This window comes from Oceaniradius stylonematis (assembly GCF_003149475.2).
GTDB classification, from domain to species: Bacteria; Pseudomonadota; Alphaproteobacteria; order Rhizobiales; family Rhizobiaceae; genus Roseitalea; species Roseitalea stylonematis.
This window is the reverse complement of record NZ_QFWV02000007.1, coordinates 208,618-223,605: the sequence shown is the minus strand read 5'-3', so window position 1 is coordinate 223,605 and position 14,988 is coordinate 208,618. Positions and strand designations below refer to the sequence as shown.

Genomic DNA, 14,988 nt, shown 5'->3' with positions numbered 1-14,988 from the left:
TGTCTTCCATCCCGAACGGGCGAGCGCGGTGCGCTCAAGCCTCGCCAAGATAGGACTTAATCGTTTCGATAAACTTAGGAACCGAAATCGGTTTGGACATATAGCCCTCGCACCCGCCCTGGCGGATGCGTTCCTCGTCGCCCTTCATCGCAAAGGCGGTCACCGCGATCACCGGAATGGTATGCAGGTCGTCGTCCGCCTTGAGCCATTTGGTGACCTCAAGACCCGACACTTCGGGCAACTGGATGTCCATCAGGATCAGGTCGGGCCGATGGGCGCGCGCCAGATCGAGCGCCTCCAGGCCGTTGCGCGTGCGCACGGTCTCATAGCCGCTGGCCTCGATGATATCGCGGAAGAGCTTCATATTGAGCTCATTGTCTTCTACGATCATGACGGTCTTGGCCATGTCCATCCCCATCCGGCGGTCGGGCGGTGCGAGAATCGCCTTGCGGCGCATTGTGCCCGGGCTTGTCCGCGTTTGGCTATAGCGCCAGATGATTGAAAAAGAGCGAAGGCGGCGATGAGAAAACCGCAGATGCCGGCAACCGATGAAAATGGCGCGATGAACGCCGACGCCGCGTCGGTCGCCATTGCCGCCCTGTCCTGGATTGCCGCCGACGGCGAGATGATGAGCCGGTTCTGCGCGCTGAGCGGCATCGAGCCGGTTCAGATCCGGCAAGCGGCCACCGAACCGGGCTTTCTTGCCGGCGTTCTCGACTTCCTCCTCGCCCACGAGCCGACGCTGATGCGCTTTTGCGACGATAACGGGCTGGACCCGGCCCGGGTGCAGGAAGCCGGCCTGCGGCTGTCGGGCGGCGCGGTGCCTGGTCCCGGCGATGTCCTCTGACACCATTGCGCGCCTTCGTCGGCGGCGCCTGTTCGTGCTATGTTCAAGCGATGAATGAAGCCGACGTTTCAAGCGCCTTCTGCCGCGACTGCCTGGCGCCGGCAACCGGTTCCGAGCGCCGTTGTCTGGCGTGCGGCAGTCCGCGCATGGCGCGCCATGACGAACTGTCCCGGCTGTCGATCGGCCATGTGGATTGCGACGCCTTCTATGCGGCGGTCGAAAAGCGCGACCGGCCGGAGCTGCGCGACCGGCCAGTCATCATCGGCGGCGGCAAAAGAGGAGTCGTTTCAACGGCCTGCTACATCGCCCGCATCCATGGCGTGAAGTCGGCCATGCCGATGTTCAAGGCGCTGAAAGCGTGTCCGGACGCGGTGGTGATCAAGCCGGACATGGCGAAATATGCCGCCGTCGGCCGGCAGGTGCGGGCGATGATGGAAGAGCTGACGCCGCTGGTCGAACCGCTTTCGATCGACGAGGCGTTTCTCGACCTGACGGGCACCGAACGCCTTCACAAGGACACGCCCGCACGCACGCTGGCACGCTTTGCGCGGCGTGTGGAAGACGAGATCGGCATCTCGGTGTCCGTCGGCCTGTCCTATTGCAAGTTTCTGGCCAAGGTCGCCTCGGACCTTGAAAAGCCGCGCGGCTTTTCGGTGATCGGAGAGGCCGAGGCGCTCGATTTTCTCGCCCGCCAGAAGGTGACGCTGATCTGGGGCGTCGGCAAGGCGTTCGCCGCAAAGCTGGAAAGGGACGGCATCACCCGGATCGGCCAGTTGCAGTCGATGGACGAAACCGCGCTGATGAAGCGCTATGGCGTGATGGGCCGACGGCTTTTTCATCTGTCGCGCGGCCACGATACGCGCCATGTGGAGCCGCGCGGGGGCGCCAAGTCGATCAGCCACGAGACGACGTTCAACGACGATCACGGGGATGCGGCGACGCTGGTCCCGGTGCTGCGGTCGCTGACCGAAAAGGTCTCGGCGCGCCTCAAGGCCAAGGGCCTGGCCGGCAAGACGGTGACGCTCAAGCTCAAGGACCGCGAATTCCGGTCCAAGACGCGCAACCGACAGCTTTCCGATCCGACGCAACTGGCCGACCGCATCTTCCGCGCGGCATTGCCGCTTCTGGAAAACGAGCTGGACGGCACGCAGTACCGGCTTCTGGGCGTTGGCGTCGCCGACTTCGCCCATCCCGCACTCGCCGATCCGGACGATCTGGTCGATATCGAAGCAACGCGGCGCGCAAAGGCCGAGCGGGCGATCGACGCGTTGCGCGGCAAGTTCGGCGATCGCGCCGTGGAAACCGGCTACACGTTCGGGACCGGTCATCGCGGCCGTCCGCAGCGGGACGGCTGAGCCCGTTTGCCGCCGAACCGCTCGGGCCCGTTTGCGGTTGCACCTGGATGCCGGCAGGCCGATAAGGCGGCGCATGAGCCAGGACCCCGAACCGCCCGCACCGCTGATCCTCGTCGATGCCGACGCCTGTCCGGTCAAGGACGAGGTTTATCGGGTCGCCGAGCGCTACGCGGTTGCGGTGACGATCGTTGCCAACAGCTTCATCCGCATTCCCGACGATCCGCTGATCAGCCGCGTGATCGTCTCCGACGGGTTCGACGCTGCCGACGACTGGATCGTCGAGCACGCGCACGGGCAGGCTCTGGTGATCACCGCCGACATACTCCTGGCGGAGCGATGCCTTAAGGCAGGCGCCGCCGCCCTTTCGCCCAAGGGGACGGCCTTCACGGAAAATTCGATCGGCGCGGCGGTGGCGACACGGGCGATCATGGCGGACCTGAGGGCCGGTGGCGAGCAGATCGGCGGGCCGGCGCCGTTCACCAGGGCCGACCGCTCGCGTTTCCTGCAGGTGATGGACGCCTCGCTGCGGCGGCTTCTCAAGCCGCAATAGCGCCGGCTGCCTCAGGCGGCCGGCGGCAGCCCGATTGCGGTGCGGGCGTCTGCGTCTGAGCGCAATTGAAGGTCGTCGCCGAGATAATTGTCGGCCCCCTCGCCCGCCAGCCAGCCGATGGCGCGGCCGATCCATTCGGGCGGCGCGTGCACGGACGGGTCCATCTGCGAGACCGGATTGATGCCCGATGCCTTGATGTCGACCTGCATCTGCGTCGCCACGGTTCCCGGGCTCAGCCCGACCGCCCGAATGCCCCGGTCGCGATACTCCTTGTCAACCGCCCGGGTCAGCATCAGAACCGCGGCCTTGGTCGCGCAGTAGTGGCTCCAACCCTCCATCGGACCGTAGGCGGCGCCCGACGACAGGTTGATGATGGTTCCCGAGCCGTTCTCGACCATGGCCGGCAGGACCGCGCGAACACCGTGATAGACACCCTTGAGATTGATGTCGACGGCATTGCCCCACGCTTCAGGATCGGATTCCGCAAGCCGCGCTATGGGATTGATAACACCGGCATTGTTGACCAGTACATCGACGCCGCCAAAGGTCTCGACCGTCCGCTCCACCAACGCTTCGACCGAGGCGTGACGCGCCACGTCGCAGACAAGGGCCAGCGCCGTGCCGCCATCTTCGGCGATCCCGGCCGCAACTCGTTCGATGTCGTCGGCCGTCCGCGCCGCAAGCACGACATTCATGCCCGCCTTGGCCAGTTCGCGCGCGGCGGCTTCGCCGATACCGCGCGAGGCACCGGTTACGATGGCTGTCTGACTGGCAAGCTGATCCATGTCCTGTCTCCTGTGACCATGCTTTTCTGCCACAAGGCGCCGGCTGCCGAAAGCGGTGGCGGCGCACCTGGTTCATGCATAATGTGCATGAATGGACCTTCGGAACCTGACGCTTTTCTGCGATGTGGCACGGCTCGGCAGCTTTGCGGCGGCAGCGCGGGCGCATGGCTGCGACCCGTCGGCCGTGTCGCGCGCAGTTGCCGGCCTGGAGACCGAGCTCGGCGCGCGCCTTTTCCACCGCAGCACGCGCAGCCTGGCCCTGACCGAGGCTGGCCGGCTGTTCCTGACGGCGGCACAAGATGCCATCGATGGGCTCGAGGGCGCCCGCGCCCGGCTCTCGGAAGCGGGCGATGCGGTTACGGGCACCCTGCGGCTCGGCGCGTCCGTCTCGTTCGGCCAGATCGTCCTTGTGCCGCTGCTCGCGGAGATTCGTGCGCGTTTTGCCGATCTGTCTGTTGAACTGATCCTGAGCGACGACAATGCCGATCTCGCCGCAGAGCGGATCGATCTGGCTGTTCGCCTTGCCCCGCGTGTCCAGGCAGATGTCATCTGCACCCGGCTGATGCCCACGCGCTATCATGTTGCCGCCACCCCGTCCTGGATCGCCGTCCACGGCCGGCCCGACCGCCCCGAGGCGCTCGGCGAACTTGATTGCCTGCGCCTGACGCTTTCTCCCTTCAGCGACCGCTGGCTGTTCCGGAGAGGCGCCGGCGACCCCGTCATCGAGGTGCCCCTCAAGGGCAACCTTTCCTTTTCCAACCCGCGCGCCATGGCCGATGCCATGCTGGCGGGCCTCGGCCCGGCGCTTCTGCCGGACTGGCTGGTCAGCGGGCCGCTCGCTTCGGGAGGCGCCATCGACCTGTTCGCCGACCATGAGGTGACGGCCACCAGCTTCGACACGGCGGCCTGGCTGATTTATCCGAGCCGCGCGCATCTGCCGCTCAAGACCAGGGCGATGATTGCATTCCTGCGCGAGAGGGCTGCGCGCGGCCTTCATCCGGAGCCGATGTCGAGGCGATAGGCATCCACGCCATCGCCGGTGACGCCGGCCCGTGTGAAACCGGTCTTGACCAGCACGGCAGCGGAGGCTGCGTTTTCGGAGACGACGCCCGCCTCGAGGCGCGCGTAGCCGTTTTGGGTTGCCCATCCGATGACGCCGCGAACCAGTTCGGTGGCAAAGCCGCGTTGCCAATATGCGGTGCCGAACAGATAGCCAACGATCAGCGCATCATCCTCGGACCCCGGCCTGGTCACCAACAGGCCGGCAAGCGCGCCGCCTTGGCGTTCATTCACACAGGCGACTGCGCTCGCCGCGCGCCGCGCGGCGATCCAGCCATCCATGTCTTCGGGCTTGCGTTCGATCTGCCACGCCGGCGGCAGGTAGCGGGTCACCTCGGGGGCCAGCAGGTCGATCAGTGTGGCGACGAAGCCGGGCCGTGCCCCGGCGTCATCGAGAAGCTCATCCCATGGAGACACGTCCAGCCGTTCGGTGGCGAACCGGATTGGAGGAACCATGAATGGCTCAGACAAGTTCGACGTCGACCACGCCCGGCACGGATTTGATCGCGCTGGCAACGGGCCCTGTGACCGCATACTGACCCGGCAGCTCGATCTCGACCTCACCCGCACCATCGGGCTTGATGAGGATCAGCGAAACCGGGCTCGGCCCCTTCTGGCGCAGATGGCGCGCCACCGATTTGGCGGGTTCCGCATCGCGCATGAAGACGCGCAGCACATGGGCCGCATCGGCGCCGGCCTGCTCGTCGAGCGTGCTCATCGAGGTCAGCATCAGCGAGACCGAGCCGTCCTCGCGCTCGCGCACGGTGACCGTCAGGACGAAACTCTTTCCGACCTCGGCCATGTCGCCATACTGGTCGAGCATCTCCGAGAACATCACCACCTCATACTGGCCGGTGGCGTCGGACAGGGTGACGATGCCCATCTTGTTGCCGGTGCGTGTGCGTCGAACCTGCCGGGCCGCCACCGTGCCCGCCAGCCGGCCTGCCTCGGCGCCGCGCTTGATCGCGATGGCGAAGTCGGCATGCGTTTGCACGCGCATCTTTTCGAGAATCGGCTGGTAGGCGTCCAGCGGATGGGCGGAGAAGTAAAAACCGATGGCACGCAGTTCGCGCATCAGCTTTTCGGCGTCGGACCATTGCGCATCCGTCGGTAGCGCCAGCCGTTCGGGCTGCACCGCTTCCATCGACCCGAAAATGTCGCCCTGCCCGCTCGCCGCTTCTTCGGCAACGCGCTGCGACAGGCCGATGATCCTTTCGAGCCCGGCGGAAAGTGCGGCACGATCATGGCCGAAACAATCGAGCGCGCCGGCATCGATCAGCGCCTCGAAGACGCGCTTGCCGACGATCCTGGGATCGATGCGCCGGGCGAAATCCTCAAGGCTGTCAAAACCGCCCTCGGGACGCACGGCGACGATGTGATCGACCGCCGCCTCGCCGACGCCCTTGATCGCCGCCAGCGCCCAGAAGATGCGGTTCTCGCCCACTTCAAACATCCGGTGCGAGGTCTGCACCGATGGCGGCGTGACCTCGATGCCGAGCCGCAGCGCGTCGCGCCGGAAATCGTTGAGCTTTTCGGTGTTGGCCATGTCGAAGGTCATCGACGCGGCGAGGAACTCGACCGGATAATGCGCCTTCAGATAGGCGGTCTGGTAGGCGACCATCGCGTACGCGGCCGCGTGCGACTTGTTGAAGCCGTAATCGGCGAACTTGGCCAGCAGATCGAAGATGAAGTCGGCCTGCGGCCTGGAGACGCCGCGCTCGACGGCGCCGTCGACGAAGCGCACGCGCTGCTTGTCCATCTCGACGCGGATCTTCTTGCCCATGGCACGGCGCAAAAGGTCCGCTTCACCGAGCGAATAGCCGGCCAGGACCTGGGCGATCTCCATCACCTGTTCCTGATAAACGATGACGCCTTGCGTCTCCTCGACCAGATGGTCGATCTTCTCGTGGATCGAGGCGATCTGTTCGTCGCCATGCTTGCGGGCATTGTAGGTGGGGATGTTGTCCATCGGGCCGGGCCGGTAGAGCGCGACCAGCGCGATGATGTCCTCGATGCGGTCCGGCTTCATGCCGACCAGCGCTTTGCGCATGCCCGGGCTTTCCACCTGGAAGACGCCGACCGTCTCGCCGCGCGCCATCATCTCGTAGGTGGGCCGGTCGTCGAGCGGCAGCGCCGACAGGTCGATCGTCACACCGCGCCGCGCCAGCAGCTTCACCGCCGTCTCGAGCACCGTCAGCGTCTTCAGACCGAGAAAGTCGAACTTGACCAGTCCCGCATCCTCGACCCATTTCATATTGAACTGGGTGACCGGCATGTCCGAGCGCGGATCGCGGTAGAGCGGAACGAGTTGCGACAGTGGCCGGTCGCCGATGACGATGCCCGCCGCATGGGTCGAGGCGTGCCGGTAAAGCCCTTCGAGCTTGAGCGACATGTCGAGCAACTGGCCGACGATCGGTTCGCGCTCGCGCTCTTCGGCGAACTTGGCTTCGCCCTCTATGGCCTTGGCGAGCGTCGTCGGATTGGCCGGATTGTTGGGCACGAGCTTGCACAGCCGGTCCACCTGGCCATAGGGCATCTCCAGCACGCGACCCACGTCACGCAGCACGGCGCGCGCCTGCAGCGTTCCGAACGTGATGATCTGGGCGACCTGATCGCGGCCATACTTGTCCTGGACGTAGCGGATCACCTCGTCACGCCGTTCTTGGCAGAAGTCGATGTCGAAGTCCGGCATCGACACGCGATCGGGATTGAGGAAGCGCTCGAACAGGAGCGAAAAACGCAACGGGTCGATGTCGGTGATGGTCAGCGCCCATGCAACGAGCGAACCCGCGCCCGAGCCGCGGCCCGGACCGACGGGAATGTCCCTGGCCTTGGCCCATTTGATGAAGTCGGCAACGATCAGGAAGTAGCCGGGGAACTTCATCCCCTCGATGATCGACAGTTCGTGATCGAGCCGCTTGTCATAGTCTTCGCGGGTATAGCCATCGGCCATCCCCTGATGTTCGAGGCGCGCGTTCAGGCCCTCGATCGCCTGCCGGCGCAATTCGTCCGCCTCGGCCTTTTCCGCCTCGGCGGCGGTCGCGCCGTCGAGCACGGCGGCAAAGCGCGGCAGGATCGGATCGATCTTGCGCGGGAACCAGGAACAGCGCCGCGCGATCTCGACCGTGTTGGCGGTCGCCTCGGGCAGGTCCGAAAACAGCCGGATCATGTCAGCCGCCGGCTTGAGCCAATGGTCGGGCGTCAATCGGCGTCTGTCGTCCATCGACAAGAGCGCGCCATCGGCGATGGCGATCAGCGCGTCATGGGCCTCGAAGTCCGCGCGGTTCAGAAAGAACGCCTCGTTGGTCCCAACCAGCGGCAGATGATGGCGGTAGGCCAGTTCCACCGTCCGTGCCTCAAGGGCACGGTCCCACGATCCGTGCCGCTGCAGTTCGACATAAAGCCGGTCGCCGAACAAGGTCCTCAAAGTGACGAGACGCTGTTCGGCCAGCCTGCCATGCCCGTCGGCAAGGGCGCTGCCGACGGGCCCCGACGGCCCGCCGGTCAGGCAGATGATTCCTTCGGCGCGTTGAGCCAGCCAGCCATCATGGATGCGCACGCAATCGAGATCGTCTTCGTCGAGATAGGCGCGGCTGACCAGTTCGACGAGGTTGCGGTAGCCGGTCTCGTTGGCCGCCAGCAGCACGATCGCCGCGTCGGTCGTCATGCCCTTGCCGCCCCGTCCCTGCCCGCGCTCATCGTCGCCCTCGCCATCGAACCGGATCGGCAACTGGCACCCGATGATGGGCTGGACGCCGGCTGCCGAAGCCTTCTGCGCGAATTCAAGCGCGCCGAACAGGTTGGCGGTGTCGGTGACGGCAATGGCCGGGGCGCCATTGTCTTTTGCCCAATCGATGACACGCGGCAGCTTGAGCGCGCCTTCAAGCAGCGAATAGGCCGAGTGGACGCGCAGATGAACGAAACCGGGCTCGATGAGCGATGCGCCGCCCGCTGGGTCCTGAGGTGCCAAACCGTCTTCTCCCTGCCGCTTCCGCGCGGAATCGCGCGCCTTTGCCAAGCGGACGATCCATCGTCATTTGCGGGCCGGCGAGAGTCCAGAGACGTGCGGCGAAATCCCCGATGTTCAGGCCGCTCGGCTCACAGATATCCAATCATCAGGGCGAGTGTCGCCACGAAGGAAGCGATCGAAAAGAAGGCGGCAAAATCGCGTGCAAGTTCCGGCATTATTCACTCCTATTCCCTTTATGTTCTTATCATGTTCTCTTTCTGCTCGCTTGTAAAGGGTCCATAATGGTGGCCACTGCACGGGGCAGTCCGATGGTTATCAAAGCGTGAAGGGTGCCGGGACGCTCAGGCGGCGGCGAAGGGCACCAGCCGGCCTTCGTCCATGGTGACGATCCGGTCCATCCGGCGGGCCAGCGTATGGTTGTGCGTGGCGAACAGCGCCGCCAGCCCGGACTGGCGCACCAAGGCTTCGAGTGCCTCGAACACGTAGGACGACGTCTCGGGATCGAGATTGCCCGTCGGCTCGTCGGCCAGAAGCACCAGCGGCGCATTGGCGACGGCGCGGGCGATGGCGACGCGCTGCTGCTCGCCGCCCGACAGCTCGGCGGGCCGGTGGGCGGCGCGCGGGCCGATGCGCATATAGTCGAGCAGTTCGCGCGCCCGCGTCTCCGCCTCGCGGCGGGCAAGGCCGCGAATCATTTGCGGGATCATGACGTTCTCGAGCGCCGAGAATTCCGGCAGCAAATGGTGGAACTGGTAGACATAGCCGATGTCGTTGCGGCGGCGGGCGGTGCGCTCGCGGTCGCTGAGCGAGCCGCAGGGTTGGCCGGACAGGTACACTTCGCCGCCATCGGGCCGCTCCAGCAGGCCGGCGGTGTGCAGCAGCGTCGATTTGCCGGCGCCGGACGGGGCGACCAGCGCGACCATTTCGCCGGGCTTCAGCGAAAGGTCGGCGCCGCGCAGCACTTCGAGCGTATGGCCGGCCTCTTCATAGGCGCGCTCGACGGCTTCCAGCTTCAGCACCGGATCGGCCATCATTCATACCTCAGCGCTTCGACGGGATCGAGCTTGGCGGCCCGGCGGGCCGGGATGATCGCGGCAAGGAACGACAGGGCCAGCGACAGCAAAACGACGGCCAGCGTCTCGCCGGGGTTCAAGCGGGCCGGTATCTCACTGAGGAAGCGGATCGTCGGGTCCCAGACCTCGGCGCCGGACACCCAGTTCATGAAGCGCTGAATGCCCTGAATGTTCCAGCACACGATCACGCCGAGCAGCACGCCCGCGGCGGTGCCGACGACGCCGACGCCCGTGCCGGCCATGATGAAGATGCGCAGGATCGACGACTGGCTGGCACCCATGGTGCGCAGGATGGCGATGCCCCTGCCCTTTTCCTTCACCAGCATGATCAGGCTGGAGATGATGTTGAGCGAAGCGACAAGGACGACGATCGACAGGATCAGGAACATGGCGTTGCGCTCGATCACCAGCGCCGAGAAGAACGCTGAGTTGCGCTGGCGCCAGTCGACCAGGAACATCGGCCGGTCGCCGGCCTCCTCGATCAGCGGCCGGTAGGCGTCGACCGCGTCGGGATCGTCGATGAAGATCTCGATCAGTTGGGCGACGCCTTCGGAGTTGAAATAAAGCTGGGCTTCCTCGAACGGCATGAAGATGATCGAACCGTCATATTCGCTCATGCCCATCTCGAAGATGGCCGCCACCGGATAGGACTTGACGCGCGGCGTCGTGCCGAACGGCGTCACATCGCCGTCGGGCGAAACGAGCGTGATCCGGTCGCCGGCGATCAGGCCGAGATTGCGCGCCATGCGGATGCCGATAACGACGCCCTCACCCGCCGCGAACGGCACGAGCGATCCTTCGGTCAGATTGCCGGAAATCGATTCAAGGCGCGAAAAGTCTTCGGCGCGCACGCCGCGCACCAGCGCGCCCGTGCCGGCGCCGACATTGCCCGATGCCAGCGTCTGCCCCTCGATCAGCGGCACGGCCAGCGTGACGCCATCGACGGCGGTGATGCGGGCCGCGACTGCGTCATAGTCGTCGAGCGGGCGCTCGATCGGCTGCACGATGACATGGCCGTTCAGCCCCAAGATGCGGTCGAGAAGTTCGGCGCGGAAGCCGTTCATCACCGCCATGACGATGATCAGCGCGGCGACGCCCAGCGTCACGCCGACCAACGAGATGATCGTGACGATGGAGACCGCTGCCTCCTTCTTGCGGGGCCGCAGATAGCGCCAGGCGATCATGCGCTCGAAGGCCGAGAACGGTCCGGCGGATCCGTCCGTGCGGCCGTTGCCGGCCGCTTGTGTCTCGGTCGCTTCAGGCGTTGTGGCGCGCACCGCGATCAGGCCTCCGAAACGCGGGCGATCGCGGCGTCGAGATCGAGTTCATGCTTTTCGCCGGTCGCGCGGTCCTTGAGTTCGACCACACCGGATTTGACGCCACGCGGGCCGATGACGATCTGCCATGGCAAGCCGATCAGGTCGGCGGTGGCGAATTTTGCGCCCGGTCGCTGGTCGGTATCGTCCAGGAGCGGATCGATGCCGGCATTGACCAGGGCGCCGTAGGCACGCTCCGACCAGTCGTCGCAATCGGCATCGCCAGGCTTCATGTTGATGATCACCGCGCCGAAGGGTGCGACGCTTTTCGGCCAGATGATGCCATTGTCGTCGTGCGAGGCTTCGATGATCGCACCGATCAGGCGCGAGGGCCCGATGCCATAGGAGCCCATCGAGACCGGCACATCCTTGCCGTCAGGGCCCGCGACCGTCGCGCCCAAGGGCTCGGAGTACTTTGTGCCGAAATGGAAGATGTGGCCGACTTCGATGCCGCGCGCGGAGACCTTGTCGCTCTCCGCGATGCCGGCCCATGCGGCCTCGTCATGCATCTCGTCGGTCGCCGCATAGGGCGTCGTCCACCGATCGACGATCGCCGCGATGGCGCCGTCGTCGCCGAAGTCGACATCCTCTCCGGGCACACCCATGTCCATGAACGCCTTCTGGCAGAAGACCTCCGATTCGCCGGTCTCGGCCAGGATGATGAATTCGTGGCTGAGGTCGCCGCCGATCGGACCCGTGTCGGCGCGCATCGGGATCGATTTGAGGCCGAGGCGCTCGAAGGTGCGCAGATAGGCGACGAACATGCGGTTGTAGGCCGCCTTGGCGCCCTCGTAATCGAGATCGAACGAATAGGCATCCTTCATCAGGAACTCACGGCCGCGCATGACGCCGAAGCGCGGACGCACCTCGTCGCGGAACTTCCACTGGATGTGGTAGAGGTTCAGCGGCAAATCCTTGTAGGAGCGCACGTAGGACCGGAAGATGTCGGTGACCATTTCCTCGTTGGTCGGCCCGTACAGCATGTCGCGCTCGTGCCGGTCGGTAATGCGCAGCATCTCCTGGCCGTAATCGTCATAACGCCCGCTTTCGCGCCACAGATCGGCGGGCTGGATGGTCGGCATCATGATCTCGATGGCGCCGGCGCGGTTCTGTTCCTCGCGCACGATATCGTTGATGCGCTCGAGCACCTTCTTGCCCAGCGGCAGCCACGAATAGATGCCGGCGGCCTGCTGGCGGATCATGCCGGCGCGCAGCATCAGCCGGTGCGAGATGATCTCGGCTTCCTTGGGGTTTTCCTTCAGGATCGGCAGAAAGTATCTGGAAAGGCGCATGGAGGTTCCGGCTTCAGGCAGGGCGGCATGTAAGCCGCGGAATCAGTCAAGCGTAAGGCCCGCGTGCGGACCTTCTAGACCGGGCGGTACCGAATGCAAAGGCTCAAGGGAAAGCGGCCCGAATTTGTCCGCAACGGAGGCAAAGGGCGCGATTTATGACGTTTGGATCAAAAGTTAGCCTGAATTTACGGGTGACAAGCGCCATCGCTGTTGCTAGCTTCCGGCCTCGACTGCAGGGCGGCTTGCCGCTCGTGGTCGGAAACGGGTCAAGGTCTTGGGAGGAACCGATTTTCTGGCGCTCTTGGAGCTGCCGCTTCCCCTGCGGAAGAGGACGAAAATCACCCGTTTTGAAATGGCAGGACTTCGGTCCTGCCATTTTGCTTGTGGCGGCGCGAAAACGCCCACCGGTCAATCCCGCGAACTGTAGTCCGGCACGATGCGCGGCAGATCGTCGACGCTCCAGCCCATGACGACCGTCAAAAAATAGAAGACCGCGAACACGGCGATTGCGATGGCGGTCGTCAGCAACAGCTTGAAGCCGATGCGCGGCGCGACCGGCGCGCCGGCTTCCGTGCCCGGTTCGACATGGCCGGCCTCGGCCTGCGAGCGCACGCCGATGGGCAGCACGGCAAACAGCGTCACCCACCAGATGATGAAGAAGATGGCGACCGCCGAAAGCCAGCCCATCAGCCGGACACCTCTTCCAGTTCGATCAGCGTGCCGTCGAAATCCTTGGGGTGCAGAAACAGCACCGGATTGCCGTGCGCGCCGATCTTCGGTTCTCCGTCGCCGAGCACCCGCACGCCCTGCGCCGAAAGCCGGTCGCGAGCGGCGATGATGTCGGTGACCTCATAGCACATGTGATGGATGCCGCCGGCCGGATTGCGCTCGATGAACGCGGCCACAGGCGAGCCCTCGCCCAAAGGCTCNCTCGGAGACGGTCGCTCCGAGCGTGTCGCGGTATTTGCGCACCGCTGCCGCCAGATCCGGCACGGCGATGGCCACATGGTTCAAACGTCCGATCATGGCCCTTCCCTACACCCGGTCGACCAGCACCGTCACGAGCGGCTTTTTGCCCCAGGCGTTGCGGGCGGCTGCGCGCACGGCACGGCCCACCGCGTCCTCGACAGCGTCGAGGTCCTTGCGGCGCCCGCGCGGCATGCTTTCAACCGCACCGACAACCGCCTCGAACAGGATGTCTTCGAGATCCTCGCCATGGGCGTCGGCTCGCGGCAGGCCAATGGCGACGACCTGCGGTTCGGCGGCAATTTCCTGCTTGCGGTCCAGAATGACCGAGACCGAAACATGACCGGCAAACGACAGGCGGCGCCGGTCATTGACACCAACCGCATCATCGTCGCCGATGATCTTGCCGTCCTTGAAGATCTGTCCGTGCGGCACATCGTCGATGATTTCCGGCGCGCCGGGTGCCAGCCTCACCATGTCGCCATTGCGCGCGTCCATGACGTCGGCAATGCCCTCCTCGCGCATCAGTTTGGCGTGGGCCGCCAGATGGGCCGCCTCGCCATGGACCGGGACACCGATCTTCGGCCGCGTCCATTTGTACATCTGCCGCAGTTCGTTGCGGCGCGGGTGACCCGAAACGTGCACCAGCGCGTCCGTGTCCTCGATCACCTCGATGCCCATGTCGATCAGCCGGTTCTTGGTCTCCAGGATCGCCTTCTCGTTTCCGGGGATGGTGCGCGAGGAATAGACGACCGTATCGCCGGCGGTCAGCTTCACATCGCGCATCTCGTCGCGGCCGAGCTTGGCCAGCGCCGCACGCGGCTCGCCCTGCGAGCCGGTCAGGATGATCACGACCTGGTTGCGGGGAATATGGCCGAACTCGTCCTCGCCGAGAAACGGATCGAGCCCCTCCATGTAGCCAAGGTCGGTCGCGACATCGACGACGCGCTTCATCGAACGACCCATCAGCAGCACGCGGCGTCCGGCGGTCTGCGCCGCCTCGGCGATCGACTTGATGCGGCCGACATTGGACGAAAAGGTCGTCACCGCGACGCGGCCCGAGGCGTTGGTGATGACCTCCGCGAGGCCTTCGGAGACCTGCCGCTCCGACGGCGATTCGCCTTCGCGCATCGCGTTGGTGGAATCGCAGACCAGCGCCAGCAAGCCTTCGTCGCCGAGCGCGCGGAACCGTGGCTCGTCGGTCAGCGGGCCAAGCGCCGGGTCGGTGTCGTTCTTCCAGTCGCCGGTGTGCAGCACCATGCCCGCCGGCGTCCGGATGGCGAGCGATACCGGTTCGGGGATGGAATGGGTCACGGCGATCGCCTCGATCTCGAACGGGCCGATCGTGAAGCGCTGGCCGCCATCGTAGATTTCAACCGGAATTTTCGGCGCGCCATGTTCACCCTGCGCCTTTGCCTCCAGCATGCCGGCGCCGAACGGCGTCATGTGAACAGGCATGGCGCCGTCGGGCGAGAGCTTTTCATACAGCGCGAGCAGCGCGCCGTAATGGTCCTCGTGTGCGTGGGTGATGACGATGCCGGCGAGGTTCTTGCGCTCGGCCTCGATGAAACGGATGTCCGGCAGGACCAGGTCGACGCCCGGCAGGTCAGGACCCGGAAAGGTGACGCCACAGTCGACGATCAGCCATTGCCGGCGTTCCTTCGGCCCATAGCCGTAAAGGGCGAAGTTCATGCCGATCTCGCCGACACCGCCCAGGGGTACAAATACCAATTCAGTCATGTAGTTCCTTTGCCGCCAAGCGGCGCGGGCGGCGT

13 protein-coding genes and 1 pseudogene are annotated in these 14,988 nt (G+C 65.2%); 4 read left to right on the top strand and 10 right to left on the bottom strand.

What is annotated here, in order from left to right:
- Window positions 1-34 precede the first annotated feature (34 nt).
- Window positions 35-406, bottom strand: a complete 372-nt coding sequence (locus DEM25_RS12090; RefSeq protein WP_109766176.1) for a response regulator — start codon at window positions 404-406, stop codon at window positions 35-37.
- A gap of 114 nt (window positions 407-520) precedes the next feature.
- On the opposite strand from DEM25_RS12090, the gene DEM25_RS12085 reads away from it, so the two are divergent.
- From DEM25_RS12085 to DEM25_RS12075, 3 genes are all read left to right on the top strand, one after another.
- Window positions 521-847 (top strand): DUF3572 domain-containing protein, encoded by a 327-nt coding sequence (locus DEM25_RS12085; protein WP_245412890.1) that lies wholly within the window; start codon window positions 521-523, stop codon window positions 845-847.
- Window positions 848-897: 50 nt separating this feature from the next.
- Window positions 898-2,202, top strand: a complete 1,305-nt coding sequence (locus DEM25_RS12080; protein ID WP_109766174.1) for a DNA polymerase IV — start codon at window positions 898-900, stop codon at window positions 2,200-2,202.
- 73 nt (window positions 2,203-2,275) lie between these two features.
- A complete protein-coding gene (locus DEM25_RS12075; RefSeq protein ID WP_109766173.1) occupies window positions 2,276-2,752 on the top strand; it encodes a YaiI/YqxD family protein in 477 nt (158 codons plus the stop codon).
- Window positions 2,753-2,763: 11 nt separating this feature from the next.
- Here DEM25_RS12075 and DEM25_RS12070 read toward each other — a convergent pair whose 3' ends face one another.
- Window positions 2,764-3,537: an SDR family oxidoreductase gene (locus DEM25_RS12070; protein ID WP_109765996.1), complete on the bottom strand. Its 774-nt coding sequence runs from the start codon at window positions 3,535-3,537 to the stop codon at window positions 2,764-2,766.
- Window positions 3,538-3,628: 91 nt separating this feature from the next.
- Here DEM25_RS12070 and DEM25_RS12065 point away from each other — a divergent pair, with 91 nt between their 5' ends.
- Complete coding sequence (locus tag DEM25_RS12065; protein ID WP_109765995.1) at window positions 3,629-4,558, top strand: LysR family transcriptional regulator; 930 nt, start codon at window positions 3,629-3,631, stop codon at window positions 4,556-4,558.
- Here DEM25_RS12065 and DEM25_RS12060 read toward each other — a convergent pair.
- From DEM25_RS12060 to DEM25_RS12025, 8 genes and pseudogenes are all read right to left on the bottom strand, one after another.
- Complete coding sequence (locus DEM25_RS12060; protein ID WP_158585254.1) at window positions 4,531-5,052, bottom strand: GNAT family N-acetyltransferase; 522 nt, start codon at window positions 5,050-5,052, stop codon at window positions 4,531-4,533. The two genes, DEM25_RS12065 and DEM25_RS12060, sit on opposite strands and share 28 nt — an antisense overlap.
- A 7-nt stretch (window positions 5,053-5,059) precedes the next feature.
- A complete protein-coding gene (gene dnaE / locus DEM25_RS12055; RefSeq protein ID WP_109766172.1) occupies window positions 5,060-8,566 on the bottom strand; it encodes a DNA polymerase III subunit alpha in 3,507 nt (1,168 codons plus the stop codon).
- A gap of 341 nt (window positions 8,567-8,907) precedes the next feature.
- Window positions 8,908-9,600: an ABC transporter ATP-binding protein gene (locus DEM25_RS12050; RefSeq protein WP_109765993.1), complete on the bottom strand. Its 693-nt coding sequence runs from the start codon at window positions 9,598-9,600 to the stop codon at window positions 8,908-8,910.
- On the bottom strand, window positions 9,597-10,823 hold the full coding sequence (locus DEM25_RS12045) for a lipoprotein-releasing ABC transporter permease subunit (RefSeq protein WP_109766171.1): 1,227 nt from the start codon (window positions 10,821-10,823) through the stop codon (window positions 9,597-9,599). The genes DEM25_RS12050 and DEM25_RS12045 overlap by 4 nt, the downstream gene beginning before the upstream one ends.
- A gap of 98 nt (window positions 10,824-10,921) precedes the next feature.
- On the bottom strand, window positions 10,922-12,247 hold the full coding sequence (gene proS, locus DEM25_RS12040; RefSeq protein ID WP_109765992.1) for a proline--tRNA ligase: 1,326 nt from the start codon (window positions 12,245-12,247) through the stop codon (window positions 10,922-10,924).
- 408 nt (window positions 12,248-12,655) lie between these two features.
- Window positions 12,656-12,934 carry a DUF1467 family protein gene (locus tag DEM25_RS12035; RefSeq protein ID WP_109765991.1) on the bottom strand — a complete coding sequence of 93 codons (279 nt, stop codon included), beginning with the start codon at window positions 12,932-12,934 and terminating at the stop codon, window positions 12,656-12,658.
- A pseudogene (locus DEM25_RS12030) lies at window positions 12,934-13,273 on the bottom strand (VOC family protein). The gene DEM25_RS12035 and the pseudogene DEM25_RS12030 overlap by 1 nt, the downstream one beginning before the upstream one ends.
- 9 nt (window positions 13,274-13,282) lie before the next feature.
- Entirely contained in the window at window positions 13,283-14,953 is a 1,671-nt protein-coding gene (locus tag DEM25_RS12025; RefSeq protein ID WP_109765989.1) for a ribonuclease J, read from the bottom strand.
- Between the last annotated feature and the right edge of the window lie 35 nt (window positions 14,954-14,988).

Bases quoted from the DNA above. Each gene is read 5' to 3' on its own strand.
- DEM25_RS12070 (WP_109765996.1), bottom strand. From the start codon at position 3,537: ATGGATCAGCTTGCCAGTCAGACAGCCATCGTAACCGGTGCCTCGCGC.
- DEM25_RS12075 (WP_109766173.1), top strand. From the start codon at position 2,276: ATGAGCCAGGACCCCGAACCGCCCGCACCGCTGATCCTCGTCGATGCC.
- DEM25_RS12045 (WP_109766171.1), bottom strand. From the start codon at position 10,823: ATGATCGCCTGGCGCTATCTGCGGCCCCGCAAGAAGGAGGCAGCGGTC.
- DEM25_RS12090 (WP_109766176.1), bottom strand. From the start codon at position 406: ATGGCCAAGACCGTCATGATCGTAGAAGACAATGAGCTCAATATGAAG.
- proS (WP_109765992.1), bottom strand. From the start codon at position 12,247: ATGCGCCTTTCCAGATACTTTCTGCCGATCCTGAAGGAAAACCCCAAG.
- DEM25_RS12035 (WP_109765991.1), bottom strand. From the start codon at position 12,934: ATGGGCTGGCTTTCGGCGGTCGCCATCTTCTTCATCATCTGGTGGGTG.
- DEM25_RS12085 (WP_245412890.1), top strand. From the start codon at position 521: ATGAGAAAACCGCAGATGCCGGCAACCGATGAAAATGGCGCGATGAAC.
- DEM25_RS12080 (WP_109766174.1), top strand. From the start codon at position 898: ATGAATGAAGCCGACGTTTCAAGCGCCTTCTGCCGCGACTGCCTGGCG.
- DEM25_RS12050 (WP_109765993.1), bottom strand. From the start codon at position 9,600: ATGATGGCCGATCCGGTGCTGAAGCTGGAAGCCGTCGAGCGCGCCTAT.
- DEM25_RS12025 (WP_109765989.1), bottom strand. From the start codon at position 14,953: ATGACTGAATTGGTATTTGTACCCCTGGGCGGTGTCGGCGAGATCGGC.
- DEM25_RS12065 (WP_109765995.1), top strand. From the start codon at position 3,629: ATGGACCTTCGGAACCTGACGCTTTTCTGCGATGTGGCACGGCTCGGC.
- DEM25_RS12060 (WP_158585254.1), bottom strand. From the start codon at position 5,052: ATGGTTCCTCCAATCCGGTTCGCCACCGAACGGCTGGACGTGTCTCCA.